This window comes from Caulobacter sp. BP25 (assembly GCF_002737755.1).
Lineage (GTDB): Bacteria > Pseudomonadota > Alphaproteobacteria > Caulobacterales > Caulobacteraceae > Caulobacter.
This window is the reverse complement of sequence record NZ_PEGH01000017.1, coordinates 48,487-69,641: the sequence shown is the minus strand read 5'-3', so window position 1 is coordinate 69,641 and position 21,155 is coordinate 48,487. Positions and strand designations below refer to the sequence as shown.

Below are 21,155 nucleotides of genomic sequence, written 5' to 3'. Positions count from 1 at the left end.
GCGATGACGACCACTTGGACCATCGCGGTGAAGCTCGGCGCCTCTCCGGATCTGGCGCCCATGTACGAGATCACCGTCGAGGCCCCGGACGCCCCGACCGCTCTGCGGCGCGTAGCGGCCATGGTCGCCGTGCAGGAGGCCGCCGACGCCGACCTGCTGATCGACGGTCAAGAAGAGGTCTTTTCCCGCGCCGAGGTTGAGGCGGGCCTGGAAGAGCACCAGGCCCGCACCTGAGGCCAGCGCGATAGCGGAAAGTGGACGCCGGTTTCGGCGGCCATCGCGCGTCCCCAAAAGGACCTGGGCTAGAGGCCCTTGGCCACGCCCTCGCGGCGGGGGTCCGCGCCGCCTTCCAGCAGGCCGCCCGGACGCACGATCACGCCCTGCAGGCCCGAGCCTTCGATCTGCCCGACCTTGACGTTGACGCCGCGCGTATTCAGCGCCGCCAACATATCGGGACCAAACAGATCAGCGTCGCCCGAATAGGTTTCACCCCGGGCCACGACGTTCGGCAGCGAGACCGCCTGCTGCATGTTCAGGCCCCAGTAGAACACGCCGACCATGGCCTTCAGATTGTAGGACAGGATGGCGTTGCCGCCCGGCGAGCCGACGGCGGCCAGGAACTTGCCCTTCTTGTCCAGAACGATGATCGGAGCCATCGACGAGCGCGGCCGCTTGCCGCTGGCGATGGCGTTGGCCGCCGGAGCGCCGTCCTTTTCGGTCGGCGAGAACGAGAAGTCGGTCAGCTGGTTGTTCAAGAACAGACCGCCGACCATCCGGCCATTGCCGAAAATGCTCTCGACCGTGGTGGTCATCGAGACCACGTTGCCCTGCGGATCGACGACAACGAAGTGGGTGGTGCCGCCCGGTTCATGGGTCTTGTCAGTCCCGACCTTGGGCGCGCCCTTGGGGTAGCCGAACGGCGGCGCGGCGCCGGCGGTCGGCGTGATCAGCTTGGCGCGCTCGGCCACGTACTTGGGATCAAGTAGGCCGTCGACCGGCACCTTCACGAAGTCCGGATCGCCGACATAGCGATCGCGGTCGGCGTACATCACGCGCTCGGCCTGGGCCAGCAGCGTCCAGGCGACGGGATCGGTCGGGCCGCGCTTGCCGATGTCGGTGTGCTCCAGCATCCGCAGGGCCTGGATCACGGCCAGGCCGCTAGATTGCGGGTTGGGGACGCAGACGGTGTAGACCTTCCAGGGGCGGCACAAGGCTGGCGCAGAGCGGGGCTTATAGCTCTTGAGGTCTTCCAGGGTGAGGCTGCTGGGCAGGTCGCCATCGCGCACACGGTCGACGATCGCTTGGGCGATTGGTCCATCCAGCAGGGCTGACGGGCCTTCGGCCGCGATCTTGCGGACCGTTTCGGCATAGGCCGGGTTCTTCAGGACGTCGCCAGCCTGGTAGCGGGCCCCGTCGGGTTTGGTGAAGTACTTCACCGCGTCGGGCTGCGAGGCCTGCGGCGCGCGAGGGCTGCTGATCATGCCCGCCAGGCGCGGACTGACCACGAAGCCCTCGTCGGCCAGTTTCTCGGCGTCTTTGAACAGCGTGTTCCAGGCGACCTTGCCGTGCTCCTTTTGGGCCATGGACAGCATGGCTACCACGCCCGGAACGCCGGTCGAGCGGCCGGACAGCAGCACCTTCACGAACGGCAACGGCTTCCCATCCTGCCCCAGGAACATGTCCGGGCTGGCGGCGCTGGGCGCCTTCTCACGGCCGTCATAGGCGGTCACCTTGCCGGTCTTGGCGTCGTAGAAGACCAGGAACGCGCCGCCCCCCAGGCCCGAACTCTGCGGTTCGACAAGGCCGAGCACCGCCTGGATCGCCACCGCCGCGTCTACCGCGCTGCCGCCATCGCGCAGCACCCGCAGGCCAGCCTCCACCGCTAGCGGATTTGCGGCCGCGACCATGCCCTTGGAGATGGGAGACGTCGCCGCCGGCCTGGGCGTCGGCATGCCCAGCGCGATGGACTCCGCCTGGGCGGCCATCGGCGCGAAGGTCAGTTGAAGTGCGGCGGTAAGGGCGAGCAGGGAAGCGAAGCGACGCATACGGATCCTCAGGCAGACAAAGAGGGACGACCTGCCCGCCGCCCCGGAGACCTCCATGGACACCAAGGACGAGGCGCTGTCACGCCCAGATAAGCTGCAGGACGCTTCTGGGATCTTGCTTTGAGCGCCTTGAGGGCAGCGCTCGCCGCAGACCGAACGCCGTTGCGCCAACTTTTCGAAATTATCCTGAAAACCGGGCTTGCTTCCCCGGAGCGGCTGGGCTATCTCCCCCGCCTCGCCGCAAGGCAGTGCGCGCCCGTAGCTCAGCTGGATAGAGCATCAGACTACGAATCTGAGGGTCGGACGTTCGAATCGTTCCGGGCGCGCCATTTTCTCCCAGGCTCAAATTGCTTCTTGCCTCGCCTTTGCTGGCGAGGCGTCGAGCGCTAGCGCTCAACCCGGCGGCATGCGGCCGCGGCGGTGGAATCCTTTTAACGCCGCGCTCGCGCTCATGGTTTAATAGCGTGGTCATGAACCCGCTTGCCGCCACGATGCTGGTCCCGGAAATCCTGCTCGTCGAGGACGACGTCGAACTCCGTCGCGAGATGGCGACCTATCTGCGCGACAACGACCACCTGGTGCATGAGGCTGGCGACGCGGCCAGCGCGCGGCGGATCATGGCCGAGCGCGCGATTCAGGTCGCGGTGCTGGACATCAACCTGCCCGGAGAGGACGGCCTTTCCCTGTGCCGCTCTCTGGCTGGCGATGGCGGTCCGGCGATCCTGATGCTGACCGCGCTGGGCGATCCCATCGACCGCATCCTTGGTCTTGAGCTCGGCGCCGACGACTATGTCGTCAAGCCGATCATGCCCCGGGAGCTGTTGGCGCGCGTGAAGGCCATGCTGCGGCGCAGGCCGGCCGGCCCCGCGGCGCGCAAGACCAACATCTACCGGTTCGCCGATTTTCGCCTGGATCTCGCCGCTCGCCACTTGCGGGCGCCCAACGGCGCGGTGCTTTTGCTGACGCGAAGCGAGTTGGCGATCCTCGCCGCCCTGCTGGAGCGCGACCGTCAGGTCGTGCCGCGCGATGAATTGATCGCCCTGCTGCGCGGCGACGAGACCGAGGAGGTCGGCAGGGCCGTCGACCTTCACATCAGTCGGCTTCGTCGCAAGATCCAGGACCAGACCGATCGGGAACTGATCCGCACCTATCGAGGGGTAGGCTACATGCTCGACGCCAAGGTGATTGCCGAATGATCCCCGCCGTCGCTCGCCGCCGCCTGGGGCCGCCCCTGTGGGTGCGTATCCTCGCGGTCGTCGTCGGGGCCTTGGTGGCGGCTCAGCTTGTCACCCTGGCGCTTACCGTCTTCTTCCCGCCGGCGCCGCCCAGCCAGTACAGCCTGTCCGACATCGAAGCGGCCTTGAGAGGCCGAGAGACGCGTCACGATCGCGAGCGCCCGCTGGTGCGCACGCTGGAAGCCGCGCCGCCCAGCCTTGACAGTCCAGGTTGGGTGGTCTCGCCGACCGCCACACGCGACCTGGCCAAGCTGGTTGGCGCGCCGGAGAGTGATGTCCGCCTGTTGTTCTATGCGCCGCCGCCGTTGGCCGGCGCGCCGATTGCGCCGCCGCCCCTTCGCGAGGCCCGTAGCGAGGCCAGTCAAGGCTATGTCTTGGCCGGCATGGTCCCGCCCGGAGGTGGAATGGCGCGTCCGCGGTTCCCCGGCGGCGCGCCTGTGGGGGCGTTCCCCGGTGGGCGTTTCCCCGCTGGGGCCTTTGCTAACAGGGCCTCGCCTGTTGCGCCTGCGTCCGGCTTCCGTGGCGCTGCCGCTTCCGCCAGCGGCAGGCCATTCGCGCGAGGAGCGGACCTGGGCGAGGCGATGCGACGCTCGGCGAACTGGCCAGGGGCATCTGCCCCGAGCATGGCTGATGGCCCATCCTACGGCCTCCCAGGCCGCCCCATTCCGGGCGCGGGAGCCTTGCGGCAGCGTCTCCCCGCGCTGTCTGGCCGTCCCTCGCCTTCCGACATGGCCTCGCTCCCCGCGTTCGGAGCCCGCCCTGACCTTGCCGCGCGTCCTCCCCGCGGCCCGATCATCCGCACCCCACTAGACGCGGCGGTGTTCGGCGTCCGCTTTTCGACCCAGATCCTACCGGTCGCCGAGACGCCGCGCGTGACGCAAAGCCCACCCGAGCCCACGGCTTCCGTGGAACTGGCTCGTACGGAGCCGCTCAAGGCTCTGCCCGCCGATGTGGAACCCATCGCTCCACCCAAGACGGAGCGAATTTTACCTACTCCGAGTTTGGCGCTTAGTCCGACGCCCGCCGCGCCCAAGGTCGAGGACGTTTCGACCGGCCGCACCCTCAGCGCGCCCGTCAGCCGTTTCGGCTTCGCGACGCCTTCCTACGTCGAGGGCGAGTTCGTGGCCGCCCTGAAGCAGTCCGACGGGCGATGGGCGACGGTGCGTCCGCAGCCGGAAGGTTTCCCCAACAGCTGGCAGCGTCGCATCATGCTGTGGTTCGGCCTCTCGGTCGCTCTGATCACACCCCTCGCTCTGCTGCTCGCCAAGCGCCTGGCCGCGCCGCTGAAGGCGTTCGCCGATTCGGCCGAGCGCTTGGGGCGCGAGCCCTCGGCGGATCTGGCGCCGCTGACCGGCCCTGCCGAGATCGGCGTTGCGGCCGAGGCGTTCAATCAGATGCAGCGGCGGATTAAGCGCTATGTCGATGATCGCACCGGCATGGTGCGAGCTATTTCCCACGACCTGCGGACCCCTCTGGCGCGGATGCGCTTCAAGCTGGAGCGCGCCCCGCCCTCGTTGCGCGCGGCGATCGGGCGAGACATGGACCAGATGGAGCAGATGATCGCCTCGGTCCTCAGCTTCATGCGTGACGAAATGGAGGGACACGAGCGGCAGGTGGTCGACCTGCGCTCCCTACTGGAGGTGGTGGTCGACGACGCCACCGGTCCAGTCACGCTAGAGCCGGGCCCGGCCGTGCTGGTCGAGATCGACGTGGTGGCTATCCAGCGGGTGATGGAGAACCTGATCGACAACGCCGTGAAGTACGGGTTCGAGGCCAGGCTGAAGCTGGAGACGTTCGCGGGCGAGGCCTGCGTGACCGTCCGCGACTCCGGGCCGGGCATCCCGCCGGAGGAACTGGAAGATGTGTTCAAGGCCTATCATCGTGGCACGCAAGCCCTCGCCTCCGGCAAGGCGGGGGTCGGGCTGGGTCTTGTGGTGTCCCGCTCGACCGTGCGGGCGCATGGCGGCGAGCTGACCTTGCGCCCCGGATCGCCGGGACTGATCGCGGAGATCCGGTTGCCTGGCGCCCGAACGGTGGAAGCGGCCGCCTGACCGACGGCCTCAGTCGCCGGCCAAGCTCTCGACCGCCACGGTCAGCAGATAGCCTTGGCCGCGCACCGTCCGGATCAGGTCCGCGCCGCCCTGAACGCGAGCCAACTTGGCGCGCAGGCGGCTGACGATCACGTTGATCTGGGGTGAGCTGTCACGACGCTCACCGGTGACTGGATTCTGCGAGAGACGGGCGCGGGGCACGATCTGTTGCGGGCTAGAGACCAGCGCCCTCAGCAGGTTGAACTCGCCCGACGACAGCTCGATGGGGCGGCCATAGGGATCGAACAGCTGGCGCGTCACCACGTTCAGGCGCCATCCCTCAAAGCGGTAGACATTGGCGTGGTCGTCGTCGGGATTGGGGCGCATGCTGGCCTGGCGGCGGCGCAGGACGGCGCGGATCCGCGCGAGGAGTTCGCGAGAGCGATAGGGCTTGGCCACATAGTCATCGGCGCCGATCTCAAGGCCCACCACCACGTCGCTTTCCTCGGCCATGGCGCTGACCACGATGACACCGGGGGCGGGGTTCTGGTTGCGCAGACGGTTGCAGACCGAGAAGCCGCCCTCGCCCGGTAGCATGATGTCTAGAACGACCGCGTCCACCGCCGTGGTCGTCAGGATGCGGTCCATCTGTTGGCCGGATGAGGCCGTGACGACCTCATACTCATGGCGGGAAAGCAGGTCGCACATGTACGACCGCGCTTCGAGATCGGCATCGAGGAGAAGGATTCTTTGTTGCACGCCACACGCTCCTGGGTCCGAGAACCCTTGAAGCTGTACCGGCGGCTAGCGGCGGAAATACCTTCGCAGTGTATTGAAACAATCGCAATTAAGGCGGCTTTGTGGCCTAATTTTGCAAGCCTTAGAACATCGCTCGGCCCGAGAATCGCAGATAGTACCGGTTCTGCTTCTTGGCCGCCTCGGCCCCGCCTTCCAGCGCCACGTACGACATGGTCGAGCCCGCGCGGATGGCGAAGCCCAGGGTCGCCGCGCCCTGCTTGTCGGCGGTCGAGGTCAGGGTGAAGGATTCTCCCCCCCGGAAGCGCGCCACGGTGTCGCCGATGTCGCCCGCCAGGGTCTGGCGATAGCCGACGCGGATCTCCGGACGCCACCACACGGTCTTGCCGAATTGGGCTCCAAACACGATTCCGGCGTCGCCGCTGAGATTGCTGAAGCTGCGCGCGTCGCGGATCAGGTCGAAGCCATCGCCCCCGCCCGTTTCGCTGCGCTTGCCTTCTGTGAAATAGAGGTAGTCGAGGCGTGCTTCCGGCCGAATGAAATAGCGCCCCACGGTCTGTTCGTAGGCCATGCCGGCGAAGGCGTTGGCGGTGGCGCCGTTCCAGTGGGCGACGCTGGTGGCCGAGGCGTCGGCCTCGCCGTCCGCGTCGACATCCTCGCTGTAGAAGCTGCGATCGCCGGTGAGCCAGCCATAGCCGGCGCCGCCGCCGAGATTGAAGCGCCAGCCGCCGATCGAGCGCCGCCAGTAGACCCCGGCCTGGATCAAGGCGTTGGTCGTATGCTCGCCGACCTTGGCGGTGGTGTCGTGTTCCTCGATGCTGACCGCGGCCAGGGTCACCCCCAGGGCGCCGCCCGCATCGCCCATGGCCTCGTAGCCCGCCACGAAGCCTAGGGCCTGGGTTTCAGAACCCTGATCCTCGCCGTCCTCTCGGCGGATCAGGGTGCTGATCTGCTGCACCCAGACGCTGTCTGGTCCGTAGCGATCGTCCAGGTCGGGGCGGATCATGGTCGCTGCCGAGATCTGCTGGTTCACAGCCTGCAGCGCCGAGAACATCCCCAGGCCCTGATCCGGCAGCATCTGGTTGTAGAGATTGTAGAAGCCGTCCTTGGTGTTCTGGTTCAGGAAGGCGCTGGCGATGTCGTCGTTCTTGGATAGGGCCGTGAACACCGCGTCATAGGCCGAGGCCTGGTTGCGGGTCATGCCCGCTTCCGAGGCCGTGCGTCGTCGCACGTCGATGTCGATGCTGTTCCCGGACTGATAGGCCTTGGCGACATAGAGGTAGGGTGCGTCGCCCAGGAGGTCCTGGCTGATGTCGCCCGCGGTCAGGGTCCCGGCCGTGATCACCTCGAAGGTCGAGGCCGTGGTCAGCAGATTGTTGAACACCAAGCCCAGATTGGCGCCGGAGGCGATGGTGGCGGTGTCCGCCACTAGCCGGGTGGCCGTTCCCGCCGCGGGATCGACGCTGAAGATCAGCTTGCTGTCGGCGCCTAGAGTCAGATTGCTGACCTTGAGGTCCTCGGTGTTGAGCAGGCCCAGCGTGCCGGACCCGATGCTGATGTCCAGCCGCCCGTCGGAGTCCGACAGCGTGGTCAGCACATAGCCGCCGCCGTCGATCGTCAGGCTGTCGGCGCCGTTCCCGAAAGAGATTTCGCCGATCACTGTGCCGTTCAGGATGTTCAGCTGGTCGTCGCCCGAGCCGAGCAGGATCTTGCCAAGGATCGCGGGCTCGTCGGCGTCGTCGACCCCGTCGCCGTCCGTGTCGGTGTCGTCCACGTCGTCATCGCCGTCGTCGCCGTCGTCGACGCCGGTCTGGGTGATGGTCACGCCGGTCGTGTTCTTGGAGACGTCGATGGCGATGGCCTTGCCCGTCACCGTCTCGTCGCTGGCGTCGTCATTGTCGTCGTCGGTGTCGTAGTCGTCGTCGGTGGCGGTGACATAGGCGGCGATCGTGCGCGTGTTGTTGATCGTGCTCAGCGTCCCGGAGTTATCGAGGATCGCGTACGAGGTCCCTTTCTCGCCCAGGACTGAGGCGGTGATCACACCGTCGTTGTTCAGCGTGCTGACCTGGGCGCCAGAGTCAATCACCAGAGCCCGTGTCGAGAAATCACCTTCCGACGTGGTATAGGCGCTGATCGTCCCCGCATTCCAGATCGTGTCGGCGATCGCGCCGGACTTCAGATGAAGGCCGTTGGTCTGAGCTTCGTAGCCCGAAGCGGAGACCGTGCCCGTGATGCGAATGCCGCCGGTGATCAGGGTTTGGTAGTCTGCGTCCCCGCCGATCTGCACGGCGGTCGTCTCGACGCCGTCATAGGGGCTGGAGGCGCTGACGGCGCCCTTGATGATCAGGCCATAGGCGTCGTCGCCCGTCCCGACCGCGCCGAGGGTCACGGTGTTGCTATCCGAGCCGACCTTCAGCGCCGGCGCGCCGCCATAAACCGAGATGGAGGCCGAGCCCTCGGAGCTGTCGGTGACGCCGTCGCCGTCCTCGTCGTCGCTGGTGTCGTCGTTGGTGTCGGTCGGGGGAACGTCGAGAAGCACGCCCCCGGAGACGTTGGCGGTGATGTTCACGCCGCCGCCGCCCTCCAGCATGTCATCCGCGTCGATCAGCGCCCGGTCGTCGGGGTCGCTATAGCGCGATGTGATACGATAGCCGGTCGAGGAGACCGAGCCTTGCAGGACGAAGGCGCCGTCGATCGCCGAGTCCACGGCGACGCCGACCGAGCCCTCGCCCAGCACGCTGGTCGAGCCTTCCAGGGTCACGTTGCCGGTGACGGGAGCGGCGATGCGAATCCCATATCCGCGATCGCCCGTAACGCTGATGGATCCGGAATGGACGAGGTTTCCGACGAGGTGCGCCTCAAGGCTTATGCCTGCGGAATCCATGCCCTCGATCGTGATCGAGCCGGAATTGGTGATCGTGCCGGTGAAGGCGTTGCTCCCGGTCAGGCGTATGCCGTAGCGGCGATAGCCCTTCGCGAAGAGGCCGTCATAGTCGCCGTCGTCGTCGCTGTCCTCGTAGTCGTAGTCCTCGGTCAGGCTGATCGAGCCGTCGCTGGTTACCGACCCCGTCTTGCCGCCGATGACAAGCACGCCCACGGAATCGTCCACGCCCACGCTGGCCAGGCCGCCGTTGATCGTGACGGTGTTGTCGCTGTCCAAGGTAACGATCGGGCCGGACGTGCTGAGTGTGATGACGCCGTCCTCGGTGACCTTCACGTCATCGGCCGCGCCGCCGTTGGGGCTAGCGGTGGTGATCGCGGTCGTCCGGGAGCTGCTGGTGACTTGCACTTCGGCCAGGGCGTCGCCCGCGGCGAGCAGCATCGGCGCGGCGGCCGCCGTGACGATCAGAAACTTGTGCGACATGAAGGACCTTCGAGGGACTATCCCCCCGAGCCCTAACCGCTGGCCTTGACCGCTCCATGGCCGGGTTGTTTCCGGCGCGCCGCGCTCCGCAATATGGCGTAGCCGGTCGTTACTCCGCGCAAGACTAGTCCGTTTTGCGTCCTATCGCGGCGTCCATGATGGCGTCGGTCAGGCCCGGGTCCAAGAGCGCGTCATCGCGCTTGGCGCCGTCTTCCGGGGCGACGTCTTCCAGGGCGTCGGCCAACAAGGCGACGGCCTCGTCGGAAGCGGCGAGCAACGCTACCGCTTCGTCGCCGTCGGGCCAGCGCCCGATATCAGCGCCCAGCGCCGACAGCCGTTGACGGAAAACCGAAAGATCCATGAGGGCCAAGGCTCTTCTGCCTTTGAATGAGGAGGCGCAACGCTTGCTTACCCCGCTTGAGGAGCGAGCGCACGGCCTGTTCCGTGGTGTCGAGGACGCCCGCTATTCTGGCTACGTCCAGGTCTTCGAAGTAGTAGAGCGTCAGCGCCTGGCGCTGGCTGGCGGGCAGGCGCTGCAGGCAGTCGCGAAGAGAGCGGGCGCTCTCGCGACGCTCCAGGGTCTGCTGCTGGTCCTCGACCGGCGCCGAGGGCGCGGCGTCGGCCAGCCTGGTGATGACGTCGGCCGGCTCCGGCGTGGCCCGGCGACTGCGATAGCGGTCAATAGCCTTGTTGACGGCGATGCGGTGCAGCCAGGTCGTGAAGCGGGCCTCCGGAGTCCAGTGCTCCTTGGCGCGCCAGGCGGCGACAAAAGCCTCTTGCGCGATGTCCTCGGCCTCATGGGCGTCTCCCAAGATGCTGAGCGCAAGTCGTCGCACCACGCGGGCGTGCCGATCCACCAGCACCCGAAAGGCGCGCTCGTCGCCGCTGCGGGCCGCCTCGAAAAGAGCTTCGTCCGACAAGTCCTGACGGGCTTCTTCGCTCAGGTTGCTCGTTTGCTTGAACATATTCGTGGGCCGTTCCGCGATTTTTGTCGCTATCGGCCAAGCAATCGACGTGCCAGTTACAAATAGTCATCTAAGATATTCAATGATATATTACGTTATTGAATTTCGGATATATCAATCAACTTTTCGAAACTCTTTGCACAGTGGCTGCAACAAATTCAGGGCCCTTTGATGTGACGCGGCTTTTTTCGCGCCGGTTTCATTCCGATTAAGCAAATTCAGCAACCCTAGGTAATATTGCCGCAGCCGCGTTCCATCTCCGCCTACTGCGGAAAAATTCAGGGTTGTTGCAAGAACGGTGAGTATCTGAACAGCCTTGGCCAGGTGTGCGCACATCTGGTCGAGCTTATTCTGCTCATGGGCATATTTTGCCGACGATATCGCGCGATAGAGTTCCTCGTGGACGGCTATGAGGACATCGCGAGGATTTTGGTTGAGCTGCCTGGAGGCCTTGTAGGCCTGGATGGCTTGATGGCTATTCATCGCTGTCACTTGAGCTACCTAGGATGGATTTGATCTGCTCTTGTAGAATCTGAGCGGCGTAGAGTTCTTGTTCCATGGCCGAGTACTTCGCGATCAGCCTGGTCCGGTAGGTTTCGGCGTCGTCGCGGATCTTGGTCGACTTATCCGAGAGCGTGGTGTTGGCCTCGCTGAGCCGCTCGATCTCGCCCTGAAGCAGGCCTGTCGATGCATTGGCGTACGCATCGAGCTGCGTGGTGATGAGGTCAGCGAAGCCTTGGGTCAGCTTGACGTCGATCGAAACGCTCTCATCAGCGACCAAGGCGAAGGAAAGGCCCTCGTAGATCGTTCCGCTGACACCAACGATGCGGCTGCCCGAGACGGTGAAAAGGCCGCTTTGGCCATCGACGGTCACCTCGCTGATCGCGCCGTCCGCCACCGTCACGTCCAGGGTGAAGTCCAGCGATGCGGTACTGGTGTTCTTCAGCAGCTTCAGAGCGCTGTCGCTGGTCGTGAACTGACTCTCGAAGAAGCCGCGCAGGCTGTCGAGATCGGACAGCAGCAGATTGTCCAGAGTGGTCTCGTCGGAGAGTTCTAGCTGGTTGTCGGCGTTCAGAGAGATCCCAAGCGCCGTCAGGTTCGTCACATCGTCGGCCGATCCGGCCTCGCCGCCGATGATCGACGACAGCTGCTTGGTGACGCCGCGCAGCAAGGAGTCGGCGAACAGCACGGCGTCTTCGTCCACCGTGCCGTCGGCGGCGACGGTGGAGTTGGTGTCCACGAACTCGCGCAGGGCGTTGTAAGCGTCGATGAAGTCGGTGATCGCCGTCTTGATGTCGGAGTAGTCGGCCTCGACATCCAGGGTGATGGCCTGGTCTGTGCTCGTCACCTGCAACAGCGAAATGGCCAGGCCCGGTATGGTGTCGGTCAGCTGATTGCTGTCGCTGGTGATCGTCACGCCGTCGATGGTGGCGATGGCGGGCTGGGCGACCTGAAGGACATTGGCGAAGTCGCCGTCCTCGTTCACCAGGCCAATCGCGGCGGCCGCGCCGCTGATGTCGGAAAGCTCGATGTCGACATTGGTGTCGGCGGCCGACAGCACCAGCTTGTATGCGCCGCTGGACACTTTCAGCAGGGTGGCGCTGACGCCGGTCGTGTCGCTTTGTTCGTTGATGGCATCGGCCAGGTCGGAGAGCGTCATGTCGGAGGTCACGGCGATCGTCGCCGACGTCCCGCCCGCCACGCCGATCGTGAAGTCGCCGCTCGAGCCCAGCGCGGTCGAGGAAGCCATACTGTCGGAGGCGACCTTCATCGCCTTGGCCAGTTGGCTCACCGTCACCGTGTAGCTGGCCGCGACCGCGTCCGAGTCCGCGCTGACGGCGATCATATCGGTCGCGTCCGAGCCGTCCGAGGCGGTCAGATAGGCGGCCTTTTCGTCGAACGCGTTGCCCGTGCTCGTTGATAGGCTGCTGTAGACCGTCGACTTCAGGGATGACATCGCGCTGGTGACGTCGTCGAGCAGCGACTGCAGGCTCTGATAGGCGCTGATCTTGGTCGTGTTCGCGGTGACCTTCGCGTCGAGCGTATCGGCGCGCGCGGTCTTCTGGCTCACCGCTGCCTCGATCAAGGAGTCGGTGTCCAGGCCCGAGATGGTGCCGGTGAGGTATGTGGTCGACCCGCTGGTCGACACCGTGCTCGTGGTGGTCATGGGTCCGCCAAAGGTGCGGCGGGAGGGCGGTTAAGCCCTCCCGCCAGTTGTCGAGCCGACTACTGCAGCAGCTTCAGAAGCGACTGGCTCATCGAGTTGGCCTGCGAGAGGGCCGAAATCGCGGCGCTGGTCAGCGTCTGATAGTTGGTGAAGTTGGTCTGCTCCGCCGCGATGTCGACGCCCGTGATGGCCGTTTCGGCCGACTCCAGGTTCTCCAGCGAGGTGCTGATAACGTCGCCCCGGAACTCGAACCGCGACAGGCTGGCGCCGACGTCGGCCCGCATTTCCGAGACCAGGGTGATGGCCGCGTCGATCTCATCCATCGCCGCCTTAGCGGTGGTGGAGTTGGTGATCGCGGTCGTCGTCAGGCCCAGGGCGGTGGTGTCGGCGCCGTCCAGCGTCACCGTGATGACGTCGGTGCTCGTGGTGCCGACCATGAAGTCGACGCCCGTCGAATAGCCGCTCGCGCCATCCAACAGAGCCACGCCGTTGAACGTGGTGGTCGTGGCGATGTCGTCGATTTCCTCGATCAGCTGCGCGTATTCCGCAGTGATGTAGGAAAGGTCGTCGGTGCTGGAGCTACCCGATTGCGCCTGGGCCGTCAGCGCGTTCATCCGGGTGAGGATGTCGGCGATGTTGGACAGGGCGCCGTCGGCGGTGTTCAGCACCGAGGTTCCGCTCGTGACGTTCGTGGCGGCCTGGTTCAGCGCCGAGATGTCCGCGTTCATGGAGGTGGCGATGGCGAGGCCGGAGGCGTCGTCCTTCGCGCTCACGATACGCGAGCCGCTCGACAGCTTGGCCAGGGATTCGCTCTGCGCCGCCGAATTGTTGTTCAGGTAGCGCAGGGCGGTGTTGGCCGCCGTATTGCTCGAGATAACAGGCATTTTCTAATCCGCTTCTCTTCGTAAACCGGGCGGGGAAAGTCCCGATCGGGAAGCGTCGCCAACGGTTCTTCGCGGACGGGCTTCACGGATTGAACGGCGCTGGCCGTCCGGATGGGGCGGTGTTTTTTCGCCTGCGAATTTTTCGAAAATTTCCGCGCCCCATCCGACGGGGAGCCTCCGTTCAAAAGGTCATCGGCGCCGGCAGGGCGTCGCACCTCTGGAACCCTCGAGGCCCCTGATGACCGCCGTCACCTCCACGACCAGCGCCGCGACGACGACCAGCACGACGTCGTCCTCGTCGAGCTCGCTGAAGCTGGGCACGACCGATTTCCTGAAGCTGCTGATGACCCAGCTGGAGAACCAGAACCCGTTGGATCCCAGTGATCCCACCGAGTTCACCAGCCAGCTGGCGACCTATTCTCAGCTCGAGCAGCAGATCAGCATGAACGACACGCTGACGACCATGTCGGACACGATGTCGAACGTGCTGACCCAGGTCTCGCTGCTGGCCTCGGAGAGCTGATCCATGTCGCTCTCAGCCGCTCTTTCCACCGCCGTCTCGGGTCTCACCGCCCAGAGCCGCGCCCTCTCGGCCATCTCCGAGAACATCGCCAACTCGTCGACCACGGCCTACAAGACCACCGATGTCTACTTCCAGGCCCTGGTCAGCGGCGGGAGCGGCTCGTCCACCTCGACCAGCGCGGTCACCGCCAAGTCCAGCCAGGCCATGTCGGTCCAGGGCACGGTGACCTCGACCAGCGTCGCCACCAATGTCGCCATTCAGGACGCCGGCTTCTTCGTCGTTACGAGCGAACCGGGCGCCGCAGCCTCGGAGGACATGTACACCCGCAACGGCAGCTTCGAGACCAATGCCGACGGCTATCTGATCAACACCGAAGGCTTCTACCTGATGGGGTGGCCGACGGACGCCGACGGTAATGTGCTGGCGTCGAACACCAATGACCTGACCGGGCTCTCGGCCATCAACCTGTCCTCGATCGGCGGCACTGCCAAGGCGACCACCGAGATCGAGATGAGCGCCAACGTCCCGGCCGACGCGGCCGTTCTCGATGAACTCACGACCAGCATGCAGATGATCGACTCGCTGGGCGTGAGCCACACGGTCGGCCAGACCTGGACCAAGACCGACGACAACACCTGGACGTTGGAATTGTCGGATCCCGTGCTGACCTCCGATGGGACGACCAAGTCGGGTGATATGACCGTCGGCGGGCCTTACACGGTCACGTTTAACACCGACGGCTCGTTGGCCTCGATCTCGCCCACGCTCTCATTCACGGTTGAGAACTTCACCACCGGGGCCGCCGATAGCACGGTCTCGATGGACATCGGCGAAGTCGGCGGCACCGACGGCGTGACGCAATACGCCTCGACCTCTTCGGTCATCGGTCTTGAGGATGTCCAGACTGAACAGGACGGCGCGCTCTATGGCGAGCTTTCCGACATCGAAATCGACTCCGAAGGCTTGGTCACCGCCAACTTCGACAACGGCATCAGCCTGGCGATCTACCAGATCCCCATCGCGACCTTCAGCAATCCCAACGGCCTGACCCTCGTGTCCGGCACGACCTATGACGAGAACAGCGCCGCGGGCCAGGTCCACTTGAACCTGCCGGGCGAGGGCGGGGCGGGCACGCTGGTGGCCAGCGCGCTGGAAGGCTCGACCACCGACATCGCCACCGAGTTCAACAAGATGATCATCGCCCAGCAGGCCTATTCCGCCGCCTCGCAGGTCGTCAGCTCTGCGGGCGACATGTTTGACTCCCTGATCCAGGCCGTGCGCTAGCCATGGAGACTGTCGAGAAACTCGCCGCAAAAGCGCAAGCCTCTCGCGAGGCGAAGGGCGCCTCTCCCGTTGTCGAGACCGTGGAGGACGCCATCGCCCTGGCCCACGCCGTCGCCCAGCAGTTGGATGGGCTGACGGGGGATGCGCGTCTGCTGATGCTGTCCAACCTGGACGATGTGCGCCGCGCGCTGGACGGGCGGATGTCGCGCCTCGCCAGTGAGATGGACGCTCAGCGCGCCCAGCTCACGGCCATGAACCGCAGTCTCCGGGCCATCGACGGCTATGGCGGGCGCGGCGCGGGACGGGAGCGCTAGCGGTCATGTCGCTGACCTCGATCCTGTCCTCGGCCGGCGCGGCCCTGACGACGGCGCAGTACCAGATCGCGGTCTCGCAAACGAACGTCGCCAACGCCGACGACGCGAGCTACAGCCGCAAGACCGTCTCGACCACGGCGACGACCCAGACGCTGGCGGTGTCGACCGCGACGGTGACCCGCGCGGCGGACGCCTATCTGGCCAAGGCCGTCGACAAGACTGCCGCCGTGGATGGCCGCGACGCGGTGATCGACACCTACATGCAGTCATACGACGCCAGCCTCGGCTCGGTGGACGGCGGCGACGACGTCTCCAGTCTGCTGACCGCTTTCCAGACCGCGCTAACCAGTCTGGCCTCGTCCAGCACCACGGCGACCAAGGCCTCGGCGGTGTCGGCGGCCAGCAGCTTGGCGTCGTCGATCCAGTCGCTGTCCGACGAGATCCAGTCCCTGCGCAGCCAGGCCAATCTCCAGATCGGCGAGACCGTCGACACCATCAACAGCACCCTTGAGACCATCCAGGCGCTCAACGACCAGATCGTCAGCACGACCGCGTCCGGCGGGGACGTCAGCGATCTGGAGGATCGACGCGCCGCCGCCGTGACCACGCTGTCGTCGTTGATGGGCGTGTCGACCTACAAGACTTCGGACAACCGCGTGGTGGTCTACACCTCGGGTGGCGAGCAGTTGTTGGGCGCCTCGGTCGCCAAGCTGTCCTACGAGGCCTCCAGCAGCCTGTCGGCCAGCGCGGTCTATCCTGGTGCGATCGCGGGCGTGACGGTCAACGGCAAGGACATCACCACCTCGCTGACCGGCGGCAAGCTGGGCGGGCTGGTCTCCCTGCGCGATGACATCCTGGTCGGCGAGCAGGACGCCCTGGATCAGCTGACCTCGACCTTGATCGACCTGGTCAACACGGCCGCCAATAGCGGCTCGGCCAGCCCCCCGCCGAACAGTTTGACCAGCAGCGAGACGGTGTCGGGAACCGACGCCTTCAGCGCGACCGGGTCCGTGCGCGTGGCGGTGACCAACTCCAGCGGCGCGGTGGTGTCGACCGTCGACATTGATCTTTCGGCCTACGCCACGGTCGACGATCTGGTTGCGGGTCTGAATTCTGTCAGTGGGCTGAGCGCTTCTATTTCGAACGGCAAGTTGACGATCGCCGCGACCTCGTCGGGCAATGGCGTGGCCCTGGCCGATATCGACGCGTCGGTCGGCGGCGATGGATTTTCGGCCTATTTCGGCTTCAACGACATCTTTTCGGGTGACTCCGCGGTAGACATCGCTGTCGCCTCCGGGCTGACGACGGACCCTTCGCGATTCCCCACGGCCACGATGGATGTCTCGGGCGCGCTCGCGGTCGGTCAGATCGGCGTGGCGTCCGGCGACACGGGCGCGGCCTCCGCGATCTCGTCGGCGCTGTCGTCCTCGACCAGCTTCACGGCGGCGGGCAATCTGACGGCGGGGCAGTCCAGCCTCATCGCCTATGCGGGTTCGTTCGTCTCGACGGCGGCGACGACGATCGCCGACGCGGCGAGCCAGGCTGAGACGTCCGGAGACGCTCATGACGCGGCCGTCAGCCGCCTGGCCAATCTCACCACGGTCAATCTCGACGAGGAACTGGCCATGCTGGAGGTGTATCAGCAGGTGTATCAGGCCAACGCCCAGCTGACCTCGATCGTCCAGGAGCTCTTCGACACCCTGATCAACATGGTCAACTGAGGCGCGGCGATGATCACCCGGATCGGCACCTTCTCGCATTCTAGCGCTCTGATCGCCGCCAGCCTGCGCACCCAAGCCAAGTTGGCTGACCAGCAGACCCAGGAGGCCACCGGCTTGAAGTCGACGGCGCTCGGCGGGCTGGGCGCGGACGTGGCGTCCCTGCTGCGATTGTCGAACCAGTCGGCGCGACTGACGGCGGACAACGCGGCCGCCGAGACTGCTTCGACCTATGTGCAGTCGGCCTATGGGGCGGTTGGCGACATCGCTGACCTCGCCGACACCATCAAGTCCCAGTTGGCCGCCCAGATCAGCGGGTCCAAGTTGGACGGCGAAAGCCTGGCCTCGTACGCGCAAGGATGGCTGGATGATCTCCAGACCCAGCTCAACAGTCAGGTGGGCGGCGTCTATCTGTTCGGCGGTGAAGCCATCGACGGCGCGCCCGTCGACTTCTCGTCCGCCGACTACGATCCCAACACGGCCGGCGACACCGGCTATTATCAAGGCGCGTCGGCGACCCGAACCTTCGTCAGCGTGGACGGCTCGGAGGTCTCTCTGTCGGTCACGGCCCAGGCCTCCGGGTTCGAGCAACTGGCCAGGGCGCTTTCGATGATCATCGCCGATCCCGAAGACGCCGACACCCTGGCGTCCGCCTATGATCTGGTCGGCGAGGCCATCTCGGGTATCGGCGCGGTCCAGGAAGGGCTGGCCGTGCAGGTCGATCGGTTGTCCAGTCTGGTCAGTCGCAACGAGGCCAAGATCGACACGCTTGACGGCTTGGCCTCGGAGCTCAAGGACGCCGACCTGGCCCAGGCCGCTGTTCTGGTCACCAACTACCAGACCCAGCTTGAGGCGCTCTACTCGACGATCAGCACCCTCTCGTCCTCGAGCCTGCTCAAGTATCTGAGCTAGCCTGGTGCCCGCTATGGGCATGCTTGCATGGGTTGTGCTTCCAACGCCGGCCCTGAAGGCCTCGGTGCGCCTCCGCTTAGAACGTCAAGCCTTTCGCATTGTTGGGGCGGGCCCCTACAACAAATGGGGAGCCTCAAGTATCGCTGTTATTTAAGTTATGTGGTGCTGTGCCGCATGTGACGGAATGTCGCCGTCCAGCCTTGCCTATCTTTACCTCGATTTAAGATTGAACATCGCACTGTATCAACGTGAATATGCCTGCCTTTGTGGCGGGGATATATTTCCACATGAGCGGGGGCTTGGTGTTGGAATATTCGGAAAAGTTAGTCAGCTTTTCAGGAAGTCTGACTATCGGTGTGATCTCCGAGCGCTATTCCGCCTTGGTTGGCGCGATGGAACAAGGCGCGCCTGTCGTGATCGGCCTCGATGAGGTGACCGAAGTCGACCTGACATTCGCTCAACTTCTGGAGGCGGCGCGGCGCACGGCGGCCGACCGCGGCCAGGTGATCCGTCTGGAGAAGCCGGCCGAGGGCCCCCTTCTTCAGGTCCTGCAACGGGGCGGCTTCCTGGACCCGGAAGACGCCGACCGCGTGAACTTCTGGGTCGGGGGAAAGACACAATCATGAGCGCCATTCTCACCGTCGACGACTCGGCGAGCATCCGCGCGGCGATCAAGATCGCCTTGAGCAGCGAGGGCTACGGCGTCACCGAGGCGGCCAACGGCGCCGAAGGCCTGGAGAAGGCTTCCGCCGGCGGCTTCGACCTGATCGTCACCGATCTCAACATGCCGGTGATGGATGGCCTGACGATGATCCGCGAGCTGCGCGCTCGGCCTGCGGGCGCTGGTGTGCCAATCATCTTCCTGACCACGGAGTCCGACGCCGACGTCAAGGCCCAGGCCAAGGCGGCCGGCGCCACCGGTTGGCTGACCAAGCCCTTCGAGCCCGATCAACTGGTCCGGGTCGTCAAGAAGGTCCTCGCCAAGTGAGTGGCCTCGATCCCATCGAGACGTTCCGTCAGGAGGCCCAGGAGCTTCTGGAGCAAGTCGAGCAAGGTTTGCTCGACCTGGCGCATCGTCCGGGGGATCGGGATCTGATCGACGCGGTCTTTCGAGGCCTGCACACCCTGAAGGGGTCGGGCGCGATGTTCGGCTTCGACGCCCTGGCCGCCTTCACCCATCACTGCGAAACCGCCTTCGACCGCGTGCGCAAGGGCGAGGTTCCTGCTTCGCCGCGTCTGGTCGCCTGTGTCCTGGCCGCCCAGGACCACATGCGCGCCCTGGCGGAGGGGCGGACGGTCGAACCCGGCGTCGGCGAGGCGCTTCTGGCCGACCTGCACGCCGCCGTCGAGGGCGGCGATACGCCCGTCGCAGCGGCGGAGCCTGCCGACGCCGCCGCTCGCATCTGGAAGATACGCTTCAGCCTGCCCGCGGACGCCCTGGTCAACGGCGCCCGTCCCCTGCCGCTGCTCGACGAGCTGCGCGATCTTGGCGAATGCCGGGTCCGGGTGGTCACAGACGACGTGCCGCCGCTGGAGGACCTGATCCCGACCGAGTGCCGCCTGGCCTGGGAGGTCCTGCTGACCACCCCGCACGGCCGCGAAGCCATCGACGACGTCTTCATCTTCGTCATCGACGAGATGACCCTGGACGTCGAGGAGCTGACAGCCTCGCAGCCAGCCGAGACGATCGCGGCCCAGGACGACAAGCCCGCGTCCACGGCGCAAGCCGAAAAGCCCGCCGAGACGAACGCCGCCCAGGACACCCGCGCCGCTAAGACCGGCGGCGAGACCGTGCGCGTCCCGGCCGAGCGGCTGGACGAGATGATGGACCGCGTCGGCGAGCTGGTCATCGCCCAGTCCCGCCTGAAGCAGCTGGCCTCCTCCAGCCTCGATACCGCCCTGCGCGCCGTCGCCGAGGAGATCGAGCGCCTGGCCGCCGAGATGCGGGACACGATGATGGTCGTACGCATGGTGCCGGTGATCCAGCTGTTCGGGCGCTTCCGCCGCCTGATCCACGACCTGCAGAACGACACCGGCAAGAAGATCGACCTGCAGATCGAAGGCGAGACGACCGAGCTCGACAAGACCGTGATCGAGCGCCTGGCCGATCCGCTGGTCCACCTGGTCCGCAACGCCGCCGATCACGGCCTGGAGACTCCCGAGCAGCGCCTGGCCGCTGGCAAGCCCGAGGCGGGCCTGATCCGCCTCTCGGCGCGCCAGTCCGGGGCAGAGGTGCTGATCACCATCACCGACGACGGGCGCGGAGTGGACCGCGATCGCGTGCGAGCCAAGGCTGAGGAGAACGGCCTGATCACGCCCGGTCAGGTCCTGACCGACAACGAACTCCTGAACCTGATCTTCGCGCCCGGCTTCTCGACGGCGGCGACCATCACCAACCTATCGGGCCGCGGCGTCGGCATGGATGTTGTCAAGAAGACCATCGAGGGCCTGCGTGGCGCGCTCGACATCACCAGCAATCCCGGCGAGGGCTCGGTGGTCTCGTTGCGCATCCCCCTGACCCTGGCGATCATCGACGGTCTGCTGGTTCGCGTCGGCTCCAGCCGCTTCGTCATCCCGCTGGCCAATGTCGAGGAATGTGTCGAGCTGTCGCCGGCCCAGGACCTGCGCTCGACCGGACGCAGCCTGATAACCCTGCGCGACGAGCTGGTGCCGTTCATCCGCCTGCGCGAGCAGTTCAAGACCGGCAGCGCGCCGGATCCGCATCAGAAGATCGTCGTCGTCTCGACCGGCCAGGACCGCGTCGGCCTCGTCGTCGACCAGATCCTGGGCGACCACCAGACGGTCATCAAGCCGCTGTCCAGCTTCCATGCCGATGTCGGCGCCTTCTCGGGCGCGACGATCCTGGGCGACGGCGGCGTGGCCCTGATCCTTGACATCCCGACCCTGGTCCAGCTGGGCCAACGCCACGACGCCCAGATGCGCGTGGCGGGCTAAGGG

At 65.7% G+C, this 21,155-nt stretch carries 19 protein-coding genes and 1 tRNA gene; 12 read left to right on the top strand and 8 right to left on the bottom strand.

Annotated elements, in window-relative coordinates; genetic code table 11:
• Positions 1-3: 3 nt before the first annotated feature.
• Positions 4-234: a hypothetical protein gene (locus CSW59_RS10475; protein WP_099443989.1), complete on the top strand. Its 231-nt coding sequence runs from the start codon at positions 4-6 to the stop codon at positions 232-234.
• 68 nt (positions 235-302) lie between these two features.
• Here the strand turns inward: CSW59_RS10475 and ggt are convergent, their stop codons facing one another.
• Positions 303-2,045: a gamma-glutamyltransferase gene (ggt, locus tag CSW59_RS10470; protein ID WP_099443988.1), complete on the bottom strand. Its 1,743-nt coding sequence runs from the start codon at positions 2,043-2,045 to the stop codon at positions 303-305.
• A gap of 252 nt (positions 2,046-2,297) precedes the next feature.
• Here ggt and CSW59_RS10465 point away from each other — a divergent pair.
• The 3 genes from CSW59_RS10465 to CSW59_RS10455 all read left to right on the top strand — a co-directional run bounded on the left by CSW59_RS10465 (position 2,298) and on the right by CSW59_RS10455 (position 5,331).
• Positions 2,298-2,374 (top strand) — tRNA-Arg (locus tag CSW59_RS10465).
• A gap of 141 nt (positions 2,375-2,515) precedes the next feature.
• Entirely contained in the window at positions 2,516-3,241 is a 726-nt protein-coding gene (locus CSW59_RS10460) for a response regulator (protein WP_099443987.1), read from the top strand.
• Positions 3,238-5,331 carry a sensor histidine kinase KdpD gene (locus CSW59_RS10455; RefSeq protein ID WP_099443986.1) on the top strand — a complete coding sequence of 698 codons (2,094 nt, stop codon included), beginning with the start codon at positions 3,238-3,240 and terminating at the stop codon, positions 5,329-5,331. Before CSW59_RS10460 ends, CSW59_RS10455 begins: the two co-directional genes overlap by 4 nt.
• 9 nt (positions 5,332-5,340) lie before the next feature.
• Here the strand turns inward: CSW59_RS10455 and CSW59_RS10450 are convergent, their stop codons facing one another.
• The 7 genes from CSW59_RS10450 to CSW59_RS10420 form a co-directional block, all read right to left on the bottom strand.
• A complete protein-coding gene (locus CSW59_RS10450) occupies positions 5,341-6,069 on the bottom strand; it encodes a response regulator transcription factor (protein ID WP_143754989.1) in 729 nt (242 codons plus the stop codon).
• A 121-nt stretch (positions 6,070-6,190) separates the two neighbouring features.
• On the bottom strand, positions 6,191-9,430 hold the full coding sequence (locus CSW59_RS10445) for an autotransporter outer membrane beta-barrel domain-containing protein (RefSeq protein ID WP_099443984.1): 3,240 nt from the start codon (positions 9,428-9,430) through the stop codon (positions 6,191-6,193).
• Positions 9,431-9,554: 124 nt separating this feature from the next.
• On the bottom strand, positions 9,555-9,791 hold the full coding sequence (locus tag CSW59_RS10440) for a hypothetical protein (RefSeq protein WP_099443983.1): 237 nt from the start codon (positions 9,789-9,791) through the stop codon (positions 9,555-9,557).
• The gene (locus tag CSW59_RS10435; RefSeq protein ID WP_099443982.1) at positions 9,745-10,395 is read right to left on the bottom strand and encodes an RNA polymerase sigma factor; all 651 of its coding nucleotides are present in this window, start codon (positions 10,393-10,395) and stop codon (positions 9,745-9,747) included. Before CSW59_RS10435 ends, CSW59_RS10440 begins: the two co-directional genes overlap by 47 nt.
• 114 nt (positions 10,396-10,509) lie before the next feature.
• Entirely contained in the window at positions 10,510-10,878 is a 369-nt protein-coding gene (locus tag CSW59_RS10430; protein WP_099443981.1) for a flagellar protein FliS, read from the bottom strand.
• Positions 10,871-12,562, bottom strand: coding sequence for a flagellar filament capping protein FliD (gene fliD, locus CSW59_RS10425; RefSeq protein ID WP_099443980.1), 1,692 nt, complete (start codon positions 12,560-12,562; stop codon positions 10,871-10,873). Before fliD ends, CSW59_RS10430 begins: the two co-directional genes overlap by 8 nt.
• Before the next feature lie 59 nt (positions 12,563-12,621).
• A complete protein-coding gene (locus CSW59_RS10420) occupies positions 12,622-13,446 on the bottom strand; it encodes a flagellin (protein ID WP_099443979.1) in 825 nt (274 codons plus the stop codon).
• 238 nt (positions 13,447-13,684) lie between these two features.
• On the opposite strand from CSW59_RS10420, the gene CSW59_RS10415 reads away from it, so the two are divergent.
• From CSW59_RS10415 to CSW59_RS10380, 8 genes are all read left to right on the top strand, one after another.
• The gene (locus CSW59_RS10415) at positions 13,685-13,969 is read left to right on the top strand and encodes a flagellar hook assembly protein FlgD (RefSeq protein ID WP_013077610.1); all 285 of its coding nucleotides are present in this window, start codon (positions 13,685-13,687) and stop codon (positions 13,967-13,969) included.
• A 3-nt stretch (positions 13,970-13,972) separates the two neighbouring features.
• Positions 13,973-15,253 (top strand): flagellar hook protein FlgE, encoded by a 1,281-nt coding sequence (flgE, locus tag CSW59_RS10410; protein WP_099443978.1) that lies wholly within the window; start codon positions 13,973-13,975, stop codon positions 15,251-15,253.
• 2 nt (positions 15,254-15,255) lie between these two features.
• Entirely contained in the window at positions 15,256-15,567 is a 312-nt protein-coding gene (locus CSW59_RS10405) for a hypothetical protein (RefSeq protein ID WP_099443977.1), read from the top strand.
• 5 nt (positions 15,568-15,572) lie between these two features.
• Positions 15,573-17,288 (top strand): flagellar hook-associated protein FlgK, encoded by a 1,716-nt coding sequence (gene flgK, locus CSW59_RS10400; protein WP_099443976.1) that lies wholly within the window; start codon positions 15,573-15,575, stop codon positions 17,286-17,288.
• Between the two features lie 9 nt (positions 17,289-17,297).
• Positions 17,298-18,197: a flagellin gene (locus CSW59_RS10395; RefSeq protein WP_099443975.1), complete on the top strand. Its 900-nt coding sequence runs from the start codon at positions 17,298-17,300 to the stop codon at positions 18,195-18,197.
• A gap of 305 nt (positions 18,198-18,502) precedes the next feature.
• On the top strand, positions 18,503-18,823 hold the full coding sequence (locus tag CSW59_RS10390) for an STAS domain-containing protein (protein ID WP_236632202.1): 321 nt from the start codon (positions 18,503-18,505) through the stop codon (positions 18,821-18,823).
• Positions 18,820-19,185 (top strand): response regulator, encoded by a 366-nt coding sequence (locus tag CSW59_RS10385; RefSeq protein WP_099443973.1) that lies wholly within the window; start codon positions 18,820-18,822, stop codon positions 19,183-19,185. Before CSW59_RS10390 ends, CSW59_RS10385 begins: the two co-directional genes overlap by 4 nt.
• Positions 19,182-21,152: a chemotaxis protein CheA gene (locus CSW59_RS10380; RefSeq protein ID WP_099443972.1), complete on the top strand. Its 1,971-nt coding sequence runs from the start codon at positions 19,182-19,184 to the stop codon at positions 21,150-21,152. The genes CSW59_RS10385 and CSW59_RS10380 overlap by 4 nt, the downstream gene beginning before the upstream one ends.
• Positions 21,153-21,155 lie beyond the last annotated feature (3 nt).

Coding starts and splice junctions, on each gene's coding strand:
- CSW59_RS10475 (WP_099443989.1), top strand. CDS start 4: ATGACGACCACTTGGACCATCGCGGTGAAGCTCGGCGCCTCTCCGGAT.
- ggt (WP_099443988.1), bottom strand. CDS start 2,045: ATGCGTCGCTTCGCTTCCCTGCTCGCCCTTACCGCCGCACTTCAACTG.
- CSW59_RS10460 (WP_099443987.1), top strand. CDS start 2,516: ATGAACCCGCTTGCCGCCACGATGCTGGTCCCGGAAATCCTGCTCGTC.
- CSW59_RS10455 (WP_099443986.1), top strand. CDS start 3,238: ATGATCCCCGCCGTCGCTCGCCGCCGCCTGGGGCCGCCCCTGTGGGTG.
- CSW59_RS10445 (WP_099443984.1), bottom strand. CDS start 9,430: ATGTCGCACAAGTTTCTGATCGTCACGGCGGCCGCCGCGCCGATGCTG.
- CSW59_RS10440 (WP_099443983.1), bottom strand. CDS start 9,791: ATGGATCTTTCGGTTTTCCGTCAACGGCTGTCGGCGCTGGGCGCTGAT.
- CSW59_RS10435 (WP_099443982.1), bottom strand. CDS start 10,395: ATGTTCAAGCAAACGAGCAACCTGAGCGAAGAAGCCCGTCAGGACTTG.
- CSW59_RS10430 (WP_099443981.1), bottom strand. CDS start 10,878: ATGAATAGCCATCAAGCCATCCAGGCCTACAAGGCCTCCAGGCAGCTC.
- fliD (WP_099443980.1), bottom strand. CDS start 12,562: ATGACCACCACGAGCACGGTGTCGACCAGCGGGTCGACCACATACCTC.
- CSW59_RS10420 (WP_099443979.1), bottom strand. CDS start 13,446: ATGCCTGTTATCTCGAGCAATACGGCGGCCAACACCGCCCTGCGCTAC.
- CSW59_RS10415 (WP_013077610.1), top strand. CDS start 13,685: ATGACCGCCGTCACCTCCACGACCAGCGCCGCGACGACGACCAGCACG.
- flgE (WP_099443978.1), top strand. CDS start 13,973: ATGTCGCTCTCAGCCGCTCTTTCCACCGCCGTCTCGGGTCTCACCGCC.
- CSW59_RS10405 (WP_099443977.1), top strand. CDS start 15,256: ATGGAGACTGTCGAGAAACTCGCCGCAAAAGCGCAAGCCTCTCGCGAG.
- flgK (WP_099443976.1), top strand. CDS start 15,573: ATGTCGCTGACCTCGATCCTGTCCTCGGCCGGCGCGGCCCTGACGACG.
- CSW59_RS10395 (WP_099443975.1), top strand. CDS start 17,298: ATGATCACCCGGATCGGCACCTTCTCGCATTCTAGCGCTCTGATCGCC.
- CSW59_RS10385 (WP_099443973.1), top strand. CDS start 18,820: ATGAGCGCCATTCTCACCGTCGACGACTCGGCGAGCATCCGCGCGGCG.